Annotated in this window: 11 protein-coding genes; all 11 read right to left on the bottom strand. The window is 70.9% G+C overall.

Translation table 11 applies throughout. The features are described from left to right. Positions 1-7: 7 nt before the first annotated feature. Positions 8-4357, bottom strand: a complete 4350-nt coding sequence (locus MWM08_RS25755; protein ID WP_244457321.1) for a beta strand repeat-containing protein — start codon at positions 4355-4357, stop codon at positions 8-10. Between the two features lie 150 nt (positions 4358-4507). Further along, the gene (locus tag MWM08_RS25750) at positions 4508-5854 is read right to left on the bottom strand and encodes an HlyD family type I secretion periplasmic adaptor subunit (protein ID WP_244457320.1); all 1347 of its coding nucleotides are present in this window, start codon (positions 5852-5854) and stop codon (positions 4508-4510) included. Beyond that, positions 5851-7989 carry a peptidase domain-containing ABC transporter gene (locus MWM08_RS25745; RefSeq protein ID WP_244457319.1) on the bottom strand — a complete coding sequence of 713 codons (2139 nt, stop codon included), beginning with the start codon at positions 7987-7989 and terminating at the stop codon, positions 5851-5853. Before MWM08_RS25745 ends, MWM08_RS25750 begins: the two co-directional genes overlap by 4 nt. A 54-nt stretch (positions 7990-8043) precedes the next feature. Then, positions 8044-9045: an alpha/beta fold hydrolase gene (locus MWM08_RS25740; RefSeq protein ID WP_244457318.1), complete on the bottom strand. Its 1002-nt coding sequence runs from the start codon at positions 9043-9045 to the stop codon at positions 8044-8046. 5 nt (positions 9046-9050) lie between these two features. Then, positions 9051-9833, bottom strand: a complete 783-nt coding sequence (locus MWM08_RS25735) for a class II aldolase/adducin family protein (protein ID WP_244457317.1) — start codon at positions 9831-9833, stop codon at positions 9051-9053. Next, positions 9830-10606: an MBL fold metallo-hydrolase gene (locus tag MWM08_RS25730; protein WP_244457316.1), complete on the bottom strand. Its 777-nt coding sequence runs from the start codon at positions 10604-10606 to the stop codon at positions 9830-9832. Before MWM08_RS25730 ends, MWM08_RS25735 begins: the two co-directional genes overlap by 4 nt. Before the next feature lie 51 nt (positions 10607-10657). Beyond that, positions 10658-11068, bottom strand: coding sequence for a carboxymuconolactone decarboxylase family protein (locus MWM08_RS25725; protein WP_244457315.1), 411 nt, complete (start codon positions 11066-11068; stop codon positions 10658-10660). Positions 11069-11130: 62 nt separating this feature from the next. Next, positions 11131-11871, bottom strand: a complete 741-nt coding sequence (locus MWM08_RS25720) for an acetoacetate decarboxylase (RefSeq protein WP_244457314.1) — start codon at positions 11869-11871, stop codon at positions 11131-11133. A 27-nt stretch (positions 11872-11898) separates the two neighbouring features. Continuing rightward, entirely contained in the window at positions 11899-13062 is a 1164-nt protein-coding gene (locus MWM08_RS25715; protein WP_244457313.1) for a patatin-like phospholipase family protein, read from the bottom strand. Positions 13063-13134: 72 nt separating this feature from the next. Next, on the bottom strand, positions 13135-13962 hold the full coding sequence (locus tag MWM08_RS25710; RefSeq protein ID WP_244457312.1) for a GNAT family N-acetyltransferase: 828 nt from the start codon (positions 13960-13962) through the stop codon (positions 13135-13137). A gap of 32 nt (positions 13963-13994) precedes the next feature. Further along, positions 13995-14954 (bottom strand): Bug family tripartite tricarboxylate transporter substrate binding protein, encoded by a 960-nt coding sequence (locus tag MWM08_RS25705; protein WP_244457311.1) that lies wholly within the window; start codon positions 14952-14954, stop codon positions 13995-13997. Positions 14955-15109: the final 155 nt, after the last annotated feature.

Raw genomic sequence — 15109 nt, 5'->3', positions numbered from 1 at the left:
GTATGCGTCAGGCGAACAGGGCGTTCACCTGGGCGGTGGTCATCGCGCCGATCTGCGTGGTGGTGAAGCCTGCCACCTGCGTGTCGGACAGGGCGGCGATGTCGGAGGTCTCGAGCGCGCCGACCTGCGTCGTGGTGAAGGCCGCGACTTGCGTCGTGGTCAGGCCCGCCACCTGCGTCGTGGTCAGCGCCACCACGCCGGTGGTGCTGAGCGCGGCCACCTGCGTCGTGGTCAGCGCGCCGATCTGGCTCGAGGTGAGGCCCACCTGCTGCGTCGTGGTCAGCACCCCGATCGCGGTCGAGGTCAGGGCTGCGATCTGCGGCGCCGTCAGCGCATTGACCTGGGTCGAGGTCAGCGCACCCACCTGCGTCGTGTTCAGCACCGCGACATCGGTGGTCTCCAGGCCACGGACCTGCGTGACCCCCAGCCCACCGATCTGCGTGGTGGTCAGGGCCGCCACCTGCGTGGTGGTCAGCGCCGCCACCTGGGCTGAGGAGAAGCCGCGAACCTGCGTGGTGCCCAGGGCGCCGACCTGCGTCGTGGTCAACACGCCGACCTGCGTCGTGCTGAGGGCCGCCACCTGCGTGGTGGTCAGCGCTGCCAGCTGCGTCGTGGTCAGCGCGTTCACCTGCGTGGTGGTCAGCGCCTCAACCTGCAAGGCCACCAGGCCCCCAACCTGCGTGGTGGTCAGAACCGCCAGGTCGGTGGTCTCCAGCGCGCGGACCTGCGCGGTGGCCAGCGCACCGACCTGCGTGCGGGTCAGCGCGCCGATCTGCGTGGTGGTGAAGGCGGCGAGGTCGGTGGTCTCGATCCCAGGCAGCTGCGCCACCGACACTGCGCCGATCTGCGTCGTGGTCAGCGCGCCCACCTGCGTGGTGCTCAGCGCAGCGAGCTGCGCGGTGGTGAACCCGCGCACCTGCGTGGTGCCGAGCCCGGCGACCTGCGTCGTGGTCAGCGCACCCACCTGCGTGGTGGTCAGCGCCGCCACCTGGGCGGAGGTCAGGCCACCGAGCTGCGTCGTGGTGAGCGCGCCCACCTGCGTGGTGCTGAGCCCGGCCACCTGGGTGGTGTTCAGCCCGCGCAGCTGCGTGGTGGTCAAGGCAGCGAGGTCGGTCGTCTCGAGCGCCACGACCTGCGTCGTGGTCAACCCCGCGATCTGCGAACTGGCCAGGCCCGCCACCTGGGTCGTGGTCAGCGCCACGATGTCCGTGGTGTCGAGTCCGCGCAGCTGCGCGGTGGTCAGCGCGCCCACCTGGCTGGATGCGAGCGCACCAAGCTGCGTGGTGGTCAGCGCCGTGACCTGGGTCGATGACAGCCCGCCCAGCTGCGTCGTAGTGAGCGAGCCGACCTGCGTGGTGGTGAGTGCCTCGGTCTGCGTGGTGGTCAGGGCGCCGATCTGCGTGGCACCGAGCGCACGCAGCTGCGTGGTGGTGAGCACCGCGAGGTCGGTGGTCTCGACCCCGCGCAGCTGGGTGGTGGAGAGCGCCGCGACCTGCGTGGTGGTCAGCGCACCCATCTGCGTCGTGGTCAGCGCCGCCACGTCGGTCGATTCCAGCCCGCCGACCTGCGTGGCGGTCAGCGCGCCCACCTGGGTGGTGGTCAGCGCAGCGACCTGGGTTGTGGTCAGGGCGGCGATCTGTGCCGGGAGAAGGCCACGCAGCGTCGTCGTGCCGACCGCGCCCAACTGGGTCGTGGTCAGCACACCCACCTGCGTCGTGGTCAGGCCGGCCGCCTGGGTCGGCGTCAGCGCGCCGACCTGCGTGGTGGTCAGCGCGCCCACCTGCGTGGTCGTGAGCCCCGCCACCTGCGCCGAACCGAGGCCGCGCACCTGCGTCGTGGTCAGCACGGCCAGGTCGGTCGTCTCGAGTCCGCCCAGCTGCGTCGTGGTCAGGGACCCGACCTGCGTGGAGGTGAGCCCGCCCACCTGCGTGGTGGTCAGCGACGCGATGTCGGTGGTGTCGAGGCCGCGCAGCTGTGCCGTGCTGAGTGCCGCCACCTGCGTCGAGGCCAGCGCGCCGATTTGCGTGGTTGTCAGCGCACCGACCTGGGTCGAGGTCAGCCCGCCGACCTGCGTCGTGGTCAGCGCCGCGACCTGCGTGGTGGTGATGGCGCCCAACTGCGTGGTCGTCAGCGCACCGAGCTGCGTCGCGCGCAGCCCGCCCACCTGCGTTGTCGTGAGCACCGCGAGGTCGGTTGTCTCCAGACCGCGCAATTGCACGGTGCCGAGCGCGCCGATCTGGGTCGTGGTCAGCGCGCCGACCTGCGTGGTGGTGAGGGCGCCGACATCGGTGCTCTGGAGCGCCGCGACCTGCACGGTGGTCAGGCCCGCAACCTGCGTCGTCGTCAACGCCGCCACCTGCGTGGTGGTGAGCGCAGTGACCTGCGCCGCGGTCAGCCCGACCAGCTGCGTGGTGGCCAGCACCGCCAGGTCCGTGGTCTCGATCGCCGCAACCTGAGCGGTGGAGAGGCCGGCGATCTGCGCGCTGCGCAGCCCGCCCATCTGCGTGGTGGTCAGCGCACCGATATCGGTGGTGTCGAGCCCCGGCAGCTGCGCCGTGCTCAGGGCGCCCACCTGCGTGGTGGTCAGCGCGCCGAGCTGGGTGGTGGTCAGCGAACCCACCTGGGTGGAGGTGAGCCCCCCCACCTGCGTCGTGGTCAGCGCACCCACCTGCGTGGTGGTCAATGCACCGACCTGCGTCGTGGTCAGCGCCGCCAGCTGCGGCGCCGTCAGGCCGCGCAGCTGGGTTGTGGTCAGGACGGCAAGGTCGGTGGTCTCGAGAGCGCGTATCTGTGTCGTGGTCAGCGCGGCCGTCTGCGTACTGGACAGCGCGCCAACTTGCGTGGTGGTCAGCGCAGCGATGTCAGTGGTCTCGAAGCCGGCAACCTGGCTGGCGGTGAAGGCGGCAAGTTGCGTCGTGGTCAGCGCGCCAACCTGCGTGGTGGTCAGCGCACCAACCAGACTGGCGCCCAGACCGCGCACCTGCGTGGTGGTCAGCACGGCGATGTCCGTCGTCTCGAGCCCACCGACCTGCGTCGTGGTCAGGGATCCGAGCTGCGCCGCGGTCAGACCGCCCACCTGCGTGGTCGTCAGCGCGCCGATATCGGTGCTGTCGAGGCCACGCAGTTGCACGGTGGATAGGCCCGCCACCTGGGTCGAGGAGAGCGCGCCGAGCTGCGTCGTTGTCAGCGCACCCACCTGCGTGGACGTCAGCCCCGAGATTTGCGTGGTCGTCAGCCCGCCGACCTGCGTGGTCGTCAGCGCTCCGACCTGCGTCGTGGTGAGCCCGCCAACCTGCGTCGCGCCCAGGCCGCGCAGCTGCGTCGTGGTCAGCGCGGCGAGGTCGGTGGTTTCGAGCGCGCGGACCTGCGCGGTGCCGAGCGCGGCCAGCTGATTCGAGGATAGCGCGCCCACCTGGGTGGTGGTCAGGGCGGCAATGTCCGTGGTCTCGAGCGCGGAGACCTGACGCGCCACCAGCCCACCGATCTGCGTCGTCGTCAGCGCAGCGACCTGCGTCGTGCTGAGGGCGGCGACCTGCAGCGTGTTGAGACCCAGCAGCTGCGTCGTGGTCAGCACCGCGAGGTCGGTGGTCTCGATCGCGCCGATCTGCGTGGTGGTCAGCGCAGCGACCTGGCTGGACCGCAACCCACCCACCTGTGTCGTGGTCAGCGCACCGATATCGGTGGTGTCGAGCGCGCGCAGCTGCGGCTGAGTCAGCACACCGACCTGGGTCGAGCTGAGCGCGCCGAGCTGCGTGGTGGTCAGCGCACCCACCTGCGTCGAGGATAGCGCGACCACCTGTGTGGTCGTCAGGGCGCCCACCTGCGTGGTGGTCAACGCGCCCACTTGCGTGGTGGTCAGCGACGCCACCTGCGCCGAGGAGAGCGCGCGGATCTGCGTGGTGCCGATCACGGCCAGGTCGGTCGTCTCCAGGGCGCGGACCTGCGTCGTGGTCAGCGCCGCGGCCTGGGTGCTGCTGAGCGCACCCACCTGCGTGGTGGTCAGCGCCACAATGTCGCTGGTGTCGAAGCCCGCGACCTGCGCGCCGCTGAGCCCACCGATCTGCGTGGTGGTCAGCGCGCTCACCTGCGTGGTGGTCAGCGCACCGACCTGGCTCGCGCCGAGTCCGCGCAGCTGCGTGGTACTGAGCACGGCGATGTCGGTGGATTCCAGCGCGCCTACCTGCGTGGTGGTCAGCGCGGCGACCTGCGTGGTGTTCAGCACGCCCACCTGGGTGGTGGTCAGCGCGGCCAGCTGGGTCGCGGCCAGCGATCGGATCTGCGTGGTCGTCAGCCCCGCGATGGTCGTGGTGGTCAGGCCCTGGATCTGCGTGGTGTTCAGGGCGGAAATGACGGTCATCGCGTGCTCCAAGCCGGTTCTTGTCCGTGCTGGACAAAGCCGCCGACCGCGCAGGCGGCTGACGACATCGGGCACCGGCTTGGACGTTCTGTCGGCACGACGCGGTGCGCAGGATGCATCACGATCGCTTGCGCAAGCGTTAAGGTGGACTCAGGGCTCACGGAGGCTCTCGCGCGCGCCGCGTATCAGCGGCTGCAGCAGCGTGGCAAGCAGGCTGCGGGTGCCGACATGGATCTCGGCCGTCACGGTCATGCCCGGCATGGGCGTGCCACCTGCAAGGCGTGGCGCGTCCAGCACGACCTGCGCGCGATGCAGCGCGACGCCGGGTGCTGCGGGCGCACCGTCCTCGCCGCGCGAATCCTGCGCGATGGAGCGCAGCCTGCCGGCCAGCGCGCCATGGCGCTGCCAGGGAAAGGCATCGACCTTCACCACCGCCGCATCGCCGGGATGCGCCTGGCCAATATCCGCGGAGCGCAGCGCGACCTCGGCGATCAGTGGCGCTCCGGCTGGCACCAGCGTCACCAGAGGCTCGGCCTCCCGCAGGATCGACCCGGCCGATCGCCGCGCGACCTCCAGCACCGTGCCGTCGGCGGGCGCGACGATGGTGGTCAGGTCCGCCAGGCGCGTGGCCTTGCCCAAGGCTTCCTCGACCCGTGCGAGGTCACCGCGCAGCCGCGCCAGTTCCTCGAGTGACTGACGGCGCCAGTCATCCAGGAAGCCCTGGCGCTCGGCCTGCTTCTGCGCCAGCGCGTGGCGCAGCGTGTCCAGACGCGCCCTGTCCTGTTCGCGCTGCTGCTCGGCGGCGATGCGCCGTGCACGAGCATCAAGCAGCGCGAGGCGCGAGCCGATCTGTCCTTCCAGCAGACGGGCTCGCAACGCCTCGATGTCGCGGGCGATCGCCACCTGTTCGGAGGCCGTGGCGTCGGCATCCTCGAGCGCGCGGATCGCGCTGCGGTGGCCGCGCATTTCTTCCTCGAAGGCCTGCAGGCGCGTCGTGACGAAGGCGGCGCGCTGGGCGTGCAAGCCGGATTGCAGGCGGGCGTCACGGTCCTCGCCGGGCGGGGCGGGCGCGCCGGCGAGTTCGGATTCGATGCGCGCCAGCGTCGCGACCAGGCTGCGGCGCTGCGCGGCCAGCGCGGCCCGGTCGGCCTCGGCGAAGGAGGGGTCGAGCAAGGCCAGCACGTCGCCGGCGCGCACCGCATCCCCGGGGCGCACGCGGATCTCACGGATCACGGCGCGTTCCATCGGCTGGAGCACGATGGGCGGGGCATCGGGCGCGAGGCGCCCCGCGCCGGTCACCACCACATCCACCTGCGCAACGGCAGCGAGGCCGATGAGGCCCGCGAACAGCGCCGCCACCAGCCAATGCACGCCGCGCAGCAGCGCCGGCGGGGGTTCCGCCATGACCGCTTCCAGCGGGTCCTGGAAGGCCGCAGATTCCGGCGTGGGGCCGGGCGGCTTGCGACGACGACGGGGCAGGCTGACGCGGCGGGTCATCGCAGGTGCTGCGTCTGCTGCCGCCACAGATGGCGGTAGATATCGCAGCGCTGCAGCAGCACGTCGTGCGGCGCGAAATCGGCCACGCGCCCCTGTTCCAGCACCAGGATCGAATCCGCGCCGACCAGCGAGGACAGCCGGTGCGACACCACGATCATGCTGCGCCCGCGCGCGATCTCCGCCAGGTTGGCCTGGATGATCGCCTCGCTGTCCGGGTCGAGCGCGCTGGTCGCTTCGTCCAGGATGAGCAGCGGTGGACGGGTCAGCAGCGCGCGCGCGATCGCGATGCGCTGGCGCTGACCGCCAGAGAAGTTGGCAGCACCTTCCTCGACCGTCGTCTCGAGCGCGTGCGGCAGGCGCTCGATGAATTCGAGCGCGCCGGCCAGGCGGGCAGCTTCCAGCACCTCCGGAAGGGGCGCGCCGGGGCGCGCGGCGGCGATGTTGTCGCGCAGCGTGCCGCGGAACAGCAGGTTCTCCTGAAGGACCACGCCGACATTCCTGCGCAGGTGCTCAAGCTCGATGGTGCGCAGATCGGCCTCGTTGAAGCGGATCAGCCCGTCCTGCGGGGCATGGATGCCCTGGATCAAACGCGTCAGCGTGGTCTTGCCCGAGCCGGATCGACCGACCACGCCGATGACCTGGCCGTCCTCGACCCTGAAGGAGACACGATCGAGCGCGGGCATCGCCGCACCCGGATACCGGAAGGTCACGTCCTCGAATCGCAGGGCGCCGGAAATTGGTGGACGCGAAAGGCGTTCGCGCGCACGGCGTTCCGGCCTGGTGTTCATCACGGTGCCGAGCATGCGCACCGACAGCGCTGCCTCCTGCGCCTCGTTGATCAGGGTGACGATCTGCACCAGCGGCCCGGTCACGCGGCCGGACAGCATGGTGAAGGCGACCAGCGCACCAATTGTCAGGCTGCCATCGAAGACCAGCGTCGCACCGAGCCCAAGCACGGCGATCTGCATCAGCCGTTCCAGCACGGACGTGCTGACGGCACCGAGCGCCGAGATCCGCCCGACATCGGCATGGGCGCGCACGGCAGTCGCGAGTTGCCCATCCCACGCGCGCTGCCGCGCCGGTTCCAGCACCAGCGACTTCACCGCGCGCATGTTGTGCAGGGTTTCCACCAGGTGCGCCTGGCGCGCGCCCTCGGCCGCATAGAGCCCGTTCAACCGACGCCGGAAAGCCGGCACCATCGCCCCGATCACCAGCGCGATCGCCGCCGAGAAGCCCAGCACCACCAGCGTCAGCACGCCGGAATAGATCGCAAGCAGCACCAGCAGGACCGGCAGCAGCGCCGCGTCGAGCATCGTCTGGAACAGCCGCCCGGTCAGGAAGTGCCGCAGCTTTTCCGTCTGCTGCATGTGCCGCACCAGCACGCCGGCGGCATGGGTTTCGAAGAAGGACAGCGGCAGCGACAGCAGGTGCGCGAAGCTGCGCGACCCCAGCCGCGCATCCACCTTGTTCGACGCCAACAGCATCAGCCGCTGCCGCGCGTACAGGAAGAAGCCGTCGAAGGCGGCGAGCATCACGAAGACCAGCACCAGCACGGTCAGCGTCTGCCAGGCCTGGTGCGGCACCACCTTGTCGATCAGCACCTGGAACAGCAGCGGGATCGCGAAGCCGATCAGGTTCGACAGGATAGCGGCCACCGCCACGCCAGCGAAGAAGGGGCGATGGTTCGCGATCTCATTCAGGAACCAGGACAGGCCGAAGGGTCGGTCTTCCGCCGGCAGGGGCTCGGCGCGGCGGCACAGCACCAGCGTGCCGGACCAGTCGGCCAGGAAGTTCTCGCGCGGGACCAACTGCACGCCGGCCGCTTCCTGCTGCGGGTCGAGCACCGCGGCCATCGGCGTGCCGTCCGGCCCCGGCATGACATGCACCAGGATCATCCACGACCCATCGTGGCGCGTCGCCAAGGCCGGGTAGGCGGTGCCGAGAGCCGCCGCCTTGTCCCAGCCGCAGCCTGTCACGGCGCGCGCCTTCAGCCCCGCGCGCCGCATGGCGCCGAGCATCGCGGGCAGCATGTCCGGCCCCTGCGCCTCCGGCAGTTCCTCGGGCGCCAGGTGCAGCCCATGGTGCATGGCGACGAGGAACAGGCAGCGCAGGGCGGTGAGGTCTGGCGCCAACATCCTGTCCGGCCTGGGGTCCGCGATGACCCTAGGCCGGTCAGTCTTGCGGGGCGGTTAAGCGCCGAGCAGGCCGCGCACTTCGCGCGTGATGAAGGCGGCGTCGTCGGGGTTCGCCACGGGATTGCCGGCGCGATGGCCCCAGATGGACGCGATCGGCGCGAGCCGGCCGTGCTTCAGATACGGCAGTTCAGCGGCATTGTCGGCCACGCGGAAATACAGGTCGGTCTCGGATGGCATCAGCAGCACGCGCGCGGTGATGCCCCCCAGCGCGGCGGCCAGGTCGCCGCCATCGGCGATGTCTCCGGCATCCCAGGTGCGCAGCATCGCCAGCAGGTCGGCGGCGTCGCGGCGGGCGAAGCGGTCTTCCCAGTCGGTGCGATAGAAGGTCTCGAGGTCGGGGGCCTTCAGCGCGGTCAGGTGCAGGTCCGCGCGATAGAAATCCTGGCTCAGCGCCCACCCGGCATAGAGCCGCCCGAAGGCGCGCAACGCCGCGCGGGGCTGGGCCGAGAACAGCGCCCTGCCGTCGAATTCCGGCGCCGCTTCCAGCACCGCCATCATGCCAGCCAGGAACACCCGGTTGTGGGTGCTGGTGCGCGCGCTGCCGCAGTTGATCACCGCCCGCTCCACCGCATCCGGGTAGGCCGCGGCCCAGTGATAGGCCTGCTGCGCGCCCATCGACCAGCCATAGACTGCGTGCAGCCGATCCACGCCGAAGACGTCGCGCAGCAGGCGCTTCTGCGCCGCCACGTTGTCATGCGCCGTGACCAGCGCCGGCCACGGCGCGGTGTTGCTCGGCGAGGAGGACAGCCCGTTGCCGAACATGTTCGGAATGATGATGAACCAGCGCGTCGGGTCCAGCACGCCATCCGGCCGGATCAGCCATTCGAGGTCGGGGTGCTGCGCGCCGTAGCTGGTGGGATACAGCACCACGTTGTCGCGTGCGGCCGAGAGCGTGCCATGCGCGCGCCAGACGATCTTCGCATCCGGCAGCACGCCGCCGCGCTTCAGCGCCAGGTCGCCCAGCGCGAAGGTTCCGTCCTGAACAGGCCAGTCCATGCGCGTCAGTCCCGGAACCCGGGGTCGGTGCGGTCGAGCATGCGCAGCAGGCCCTGCCATTCCAGCGGGCCATAGGTCCGCGAATTGCCGGGGGCGTACATCGAGCACGACTTCTCGACCACCGCGGGGCTCGGCATTTCCAGGTCCGTGTTGCAGGCCATGGCCGCCAGTTGCGCCTGGCAGGCGCGCTCCAGGCCCCACATCGCGATGAACGTCTCGCTGACGCTGGCGCCGAGCGTCAGCAGCCCGTGGTTGCGCAGGATGCAGTAGTTCAGCGGGCCGATGGACTGCGCGAGCAGGTCGCGCTCGGACGGGTCGCGTTCCGGCCCGCGGAAGTCGTGATAGGCGATGCGGCCGTAGAAGCGGGTTGCGGTCTGCGTCAGTGGCAGCAGCCCGCATTTCAGCGCGCTGACCGCCATGCCGGCGATGGTGTGCGTGTGCATCGCCGCCGCCGCATCGGGCCGCGCGCGATAGATCGCGGAATGGATGGTGAAGCCCGCCGGATGCAGGCCATAGGGCAGGTCGGGACGATACAGAACCTCGCCCTCCCCGTTCACCTTCAGCAGGGATGACGCGGTCATCTCGCTGAACAGCAGCCCATTCGGATTGATCAGGAACTGACCCGGCGCATCCGGCACGCGCGCCGTGATGTGGGTGTAGATCATGTCCGACATGCCGTAGCGCTCGCAGAGCCGGTAGCAGGCCGCGAGGTCGACACGCGCCTGCCATTCGGCGGCGCTGACCGACCCCTGCAGTGGCGCGATGCGCAGTGCCGATGTCTCGTTCATGGCGTGCCCTCCAGAGGTCCCAGGTCGTAGCGCGTCGTTTCGTCCAGGCTGCCGCCGAACCAGGCGCGGATGCCGGCCTGCTGCGTCCCGATCGGCCGCGGCACGCCGTTCTCGACCACCATCGGCAGGTCATGGCCCGGGATCAGCAGGCAGCCGGGGCGTTCGCGGCAGATCTCCCAGACCATGTCGATGGTGGCGCGGCTGACCGCCGGGTCATAGGTCATGTCCGTGCGCCGCGTGGTCAGTTCAACTCGGTTCTTCACTGCGTCCTGCAGCAGCACGCAATCCTGCCTGTCGCCGGTCATGACGAAGATCAGGTGGCCCGGGGTGTGGCCTGGCGCCAGGCGCGCCACGATGCCTGGCAGCACTTCGTCCCCATCATCCATCAGCTGCAGCGTCGGCCAGCGCGACAGCGCCTCAATCGTGTGTTCCGGCACGGATGTCTCGCCCCAGGGCACGCCGAGCGCCCAGGCCAATTCCACCCGCCCGATCCAGATGCGTGCCTGGCGGAACATAGGCCAGTTCACCGAATGGTCGTGGTGCGAATGGCTGATCAGCAGGTCGGTCACGTCGGACAGCGCGATGCCGCGCTGCTTCAGGTGTTCGGCCAGCGGGCGCCGAAGCCCGTAGCCGCCGCCGTCCAGCACGACTATGCGGCCGTGCCCGCGCAGAAGCACCACCGTGCTCCAGCCCAGGCCCCCATGCAGCACCGCCTTGCCCGGATACCCCGTGACCAGGACCTCGAGGTCCCAGCCGCCGCCCTGCCACTTCATGCCGCGCGTCCCTTCCCGTGCGCGAAGCGTAGAGCGGGCCGCGCGCCGCCGCTATGCCCCGAGCCCGCCTTCCGGTTCGCCGCGCATCTCGGCAAAGACCGCGCGCGCGACTATCAGCCCTTCGCGCACGGATGGCAGGCCGACATAGCCGGACATATGCAGAAGCGCCTCGGAAAGCTCCTGTTCCGACCAGCCCGCACGGCGCGCCATGCGCAGATGGATGGCGAGCTCCGGCCAGGCATGCGTCGCGGTGTCGGAGATCACGACGATAAGCGTACGCGTCTTCACGTCGAGCCCCGGCCGCGCCCAGAGCTTCGCGAAGACCGCCTCGCGCGCGTAGTCGCCGAAGGCTTCCATGATCGGGTCGTCGTAGACGCCCTTGGCCATGCCCTCGACCGTGGCCGAGCCCATCAGGCTGCGACGCATCGCGTCGCCCTTGTGCCAGTCGTCCGACTTGGACATCACGATTCCTTCCCATGGCTGCGGGGGCGAGCCTATCGCCGCGCCGCGTCGGGCGGAACCGCTCAGCCCGCCAGGTAGTCGTGCACCACCTCGCCAAGGCCGAGCGTGAGGTCCGCGACCAGATGCGTGGCCGACACCACCTCGAGCACAGGAAGCTCCGCCACCGGCGCCATGGCATGCGGTGCAAGCTGCAGCGCCCCAGGCCCGGTCCAGCCGCCCTTCAGCACCACGTCCTGCATGTAGTAACGCACCAGCTCGAGCACCCGCGGGCTGCCGTCCACATGCGGGATGATCTTGAGCAGGAAGCCAGGTTCCGCCATCGATGCCGCGAGCGCGTGCTCGGGCACGGGCCGGTGCTTGTAGCCCATGGTGGCGGTGGCGATGCGCTGGCTGCCATAGTCGAGCGTGCCGACCAGCGTGTCCTGCTCGACCCGCAGCACCGGCTTCGCCAGCTTCTTCGGAAAGCCCCACAATTCGCGCCCGCCCGCGATCGGCGATTCGTCATCCAGGAACATCGCGTGCACGTAGCCGCCGCGCTGGTCGCCCAGGCGCACCGGGATGACCTGGCCGCTTTCCGTGTAGTCGCCGAAGCCGGTGCTGTCCGGCATGCGGATGAACTCGTACTTCACCAGCGGTTCGTCGAATTCGAGCGGCCCGGGCACCACGCGTCGCAATGCGACGGGGTCGGTGCGGTAGGTGATGATCATGAATTCGCGGTTCACGAAGCGGTACGGCCCGACCGGATAGGCGGGGCTGGTGAGGGGCATGGCGAAGGCGCGGCGACGCACGTCGTCGGGGGACATCGGCGGGATCTCCGGTGCGGTATGGTGTCAGGCGAGGTCGCGTCGGCCTTGGGCGCGCAGCCGGTCGCCGACAACGTCGAAGGTGCGCGCGCCAAGGTCGGGCGGCATGGGTTCGCACCAAGGCGCCGCGTCCAGCGTCTCGCGCGCATCGGCGCGGCCATGCGCCCAGCGTTCCTCCATGGTGCCGCGGCTGAACTCGTAGTCCTTGGCCTGGCCCTGTTCGTCCTCGGGTCGGTAGATCAGCTGCGCGACGTCCATGGTGGAGGTGCAGCCGAAGGCATGCAGGAAGCGCGCCTCCGGCGTGTCGCGCAGTTCGGGTGGCAGCTTCGCCAGCAGCCCTTCGATGTTGTGGCGCAGGTCGTGGACGATGCGGATGATGCGCGACGCCGCCCGGGTGCGGCTGCTGTAGCGGATGTCCTTCTCGCGCTCCGCCGCTTCCAGCAGGGTGCGCGGCAGGCGGCCGCGCGCCGGGAAGACATCGACCTGGAAAATCAGGCGCGACCGGCGCGGCACGCTCGCGATCACGTATTGCAGCGGCGTGTTGGACACCAGGCCGCCATCCCAGAAGTACTCACCGTCGATCTCGACCGCGGGGAAGCCGGTGGGTAGCGCGCCGCTCGCCATGACGTGCTCGGCGCGCAGCGGTTTTTCCGCGCTGTCGAAATAGGCGAAGTTGCCGGTCTCGACATTCACCGCGCCGACGCTGAGGCGCACACCCTCGCGGTGGTTGATCCGGTCGAAGTCGATCAGGGATTCGAGCGTCCCCTTCAGCGCGCCGGTGTCGTAGTAGCTGGTGGGCGGCGGGTCCCGCAGCCAGGCGCCCGGCGCCTGCGGTGCAAAGAAGCCCGATTGGCCGAACAGCACCGCATTCGCCGCGCCGGCCTGGCGGCGTAGTTCCGGCACGACGCCGAACACGAGGTCCGTCCACCCGGCCCAGCGCGGCGGCGCGGTCACCGTCTCCCAGAAGCGGCGCAGCTTCGCCACGCGATCCTTGGGCGGATTGCCGGCGATGATCGCGGCATTGATGGCGCCGATCGAAATGCCCGCCACCCAGTCCGGCTGCCAGGCGCTGTCGGCGATCTCCTCGAAGACGCCGGCCTGATAGCTGCCCAGCGCGCCGCCGCCCTGCAGGACCAGCGCGACGGGCCGTTCGTCGGCAGCGTCGCGGGTGGCGCGGGGGCGTCGGGTCATGGGCGGCTCCGTCGGCAATGAGGCGCGTATCGTAGCCGGCACGATCCGCCGCGCACGCGAATTCGCGCGCGATCAGCCGAAGCGCATCGCCGGCAGCGAATCCTGCGCGCGCACCATGTAGCGGTAGCGATACGCCTCTGCCATGCCGAGCCCCGTGTTGAGCGCGAGTGAGGCCGCATTCGCCGCGGCCACCTGGCAGAACAGCCAGGCCGCGCCCTGTTCGCGCGCCCAGTGCGCGGCCGCGCGCACGGCACGCGCGGCGAGGCCCCGCCGGCGGAAGTCCGGTCGCACCGCGAGGTCGAAGAAGCCCGCCGTCTCGCCTGACGCGACCACCGAGATCACCGCCGCAGCGGCGCCGTCCTGGTGCAGCGTGATCCAGGCGCCGGGCACCATCAGCAGCGCGGGGTTGCCTTCCTTCTCGCGGCGGCGCGCGGGGGTCTGGTGCTCGGCTGTCGCGGTCACCGCCATCCAGTCGGCGTCCGGCGCGGGCAGGGCGGTGGCGGCGGCGTCGGGGGCCGCGATGGCGCCGATCGGCGCGAGCAGGATGACCGTCTCGTCCTTTTCGACATAGCCTCGCGCAGCGAGCATACCGACCAGCCCCGGCGGGTCGAGCGGGGTGGACCGGAAGCGCGGCGGCAGGCCATGGGCAGCGTACAGCGCCTCGATCCGCGCGATGCGGTCCTCGAGCGCCGGGTCCGGCGCGGGGTCGATGGACGATGCGGCATTGGCGCGCCCGGTGCCGCCGGCGAAGGCCCGCACCACGAAGGGGCCGTCGAAGGCGACGCGCGCGGCAGGCACGGTGGACAGCGCCGCGTGCTCCAGCGCGCGGATGTCGGGCGTCGCGCGCTCCGGCGCGCGCAGGCCGGTCAATGCGCGCTCCGGCGCGCGCAGGTCGGTCAATGCGCGCTCCGGTGCGCGCAAGCCTGACGGTGTCACGGCTGCAGGCCCAGGCGGCCGATCAGCATTTCCTCCATGCGGGCCGATTCCGCGAGGAAGGCGCCATAGGCAGCACCGTCGCGGTAGTCGTCGGTCATGTCGTTGCGCGCCAGCGCGGCGCGGTAGTCCTCGTTCTGCATGCCGGCACGGAAGGCCGCGCGCAGCGCCTCGGCGATCGGGTCGGGCAGCCGCGGCGGGGCGATGATGCCGAAGGGTGCGGTGACGGTCAGGCGGTAGCCCAGTTCGCGCAGCGTCGGGGCATCGGGCCAGCGGGGCAGGCGCTGGGCGCTCCAGACATGCAGCCAGGCGGCCTCGCCCTCATCGACCAGCGTGCCGATGCGCACCGGGCCCGCCATCACGTCCACGTCGCCGGCGGCCAGGGCGCGCGCGCCGTGCAGAGCGCCGCGGAAGGGAACGTGCACGGCCTGCACGCCCTCGCGCCGCAGCAGCCGGGCCATGGTCAGGTGGCCGTTCGAATTCACCCCGGAGCTGCCATAGGACAGCACGCCCGGCTTCTCGCGAGCCTCGCGCAGGAAGCCGGCCCAGCCATCGGGGAAGCGCCCGGCCTTGGCGATGGCGCCGAAGGCCGCGCCCGCGATGCCCATGAGCGGCGTCGTGTCGCCCGGAATCTCGAACGGCATTTGTTCGAGCAGCGCGGTCCGCAGCGCCGCCGACGGAAGCTGCGCAATCAGCGTCCCGTCGGGCGGGGCGGAGACCAGCGCGGCGATGGCGCGCATGCCCGCGCGGCCGGGCTTGTTCTGCACCAGGATCTCCTGGCCCAGCGTCGGTTCGGCGGCATCAGCCAGGGCGCGCATCACCACGTCGTTCGTGCCGCCGGCGGCGAAAGGCACCACGAGCTTCACCGGCCCGGGCGGCGCCCAGGCGCGCGCCTGGCGGCGCAGCGCCGGCACGCCCAGGGCGCCCAGCAACACGGCGCGTCGCGCCAAACCGGACATCAACCGTGTCCCCTCCGTCCCCGCGGCATGGCCTGGCGCGCCCTGCACCGGCCGGCGGCGCATCCTGCGCAACCTCCGGGCGGCGCGCCAGCGACCCGCCGTTGCATTCGCCCGCGTGCCGGGCACACGCCCGCCACGCCAACCTGCCCCGCTGG

Origin of the sequence: Roseomonas fluvialis, assembly GCF_022846615.1 — a bacterium.
GTDB lineage: Bacteria > Pseudomonadota > Alphaproteobacteria > Acetobacterales > Acetobacteraceae > Neoroseomonas > Neoroseomonas fluvialis.
Note: the sequence above shows the minus strand (reverse complement) of the source record. Positions and strands in the feature narration are given on the sequence as shown.

Excerpts from the sequence above, each read along its gene's own strand:
- MWM08_RS25705 (WP_244457311.1), bottom strand. The coding sequence starts at position 14,954 with ATGTCCGGTTTGGCGCGACGCGCCGTGTTGCTGGGCGCCCTGGGCGTG.
- MWM08_RS25750 (WP_244457320.1), bottom strand. The coding sequence starts at position 5,854 with ATGACCCGCCGCGTCAGCCTGCCCCGTCGTCGTCGCAAGCCGCCCGGC.
- MWM08_RS25745 (WP_244457319.1), bottom strand. The coding sequence starts at position 7,989 with ATGTTGGCGCCAGACCTCACCGCCCTGCGCTGCCTGTTCCTCGTCGCC.
- MWM08_RS25755 (WP_244457321.1), bottom strand. The coding sequence starts at position 4,357 with ATGACCGTCATTTCCGCCCTGAACACCACGCAGATCCAGGGCCTGACC.
- MWM08_RS25715 (WP_244457313.1), bottom strand. The coding sequence starts at position 13,062 with ATGACCCGACGCCCCCGCGCCACCCGCGACGCTGCCGACGAACGGCCC.
- MWM08_RS25725 (WP_244457315.1), bottom strand. The coding sequence starts at position 11,068 with ATGTCCAAGTCGGACGACTGGCACAAGGGCGACGCGATGCGTCGCAGC.
- MWM08_RS25735 (WP_244457317.1), bottom strand. The coding sequence starts at position 9,833 with ATGAACGAGACATCGGCACTGCGCATCGCGCCACTGCAGGGGTCGGTC.
- MWM08_RS25730 (WP_244457316.1), bottom strand. The coding sequence starts at position 10,606 with ATGAAGTGGCAGGGCGGCGGCTGGGACCTCGAGGTCCTGGTCACGGGG.
- MWM08_RS25720 (WP_244457314.1), bottom strand. The coding sequence starts at position 11,871 with ATGTCCCCCGACGACGTGCGTCGCCGCGCCTTCGCCATGCCCCTCACC.
- MWM08_RS25740 (WP_244457318.1), bottom strand. The coding sequence starts at position 9,045 with ATGGACTGGCCTGTTCAGGACGGAACCTTCGCGCTGGGCGACCTGGCG.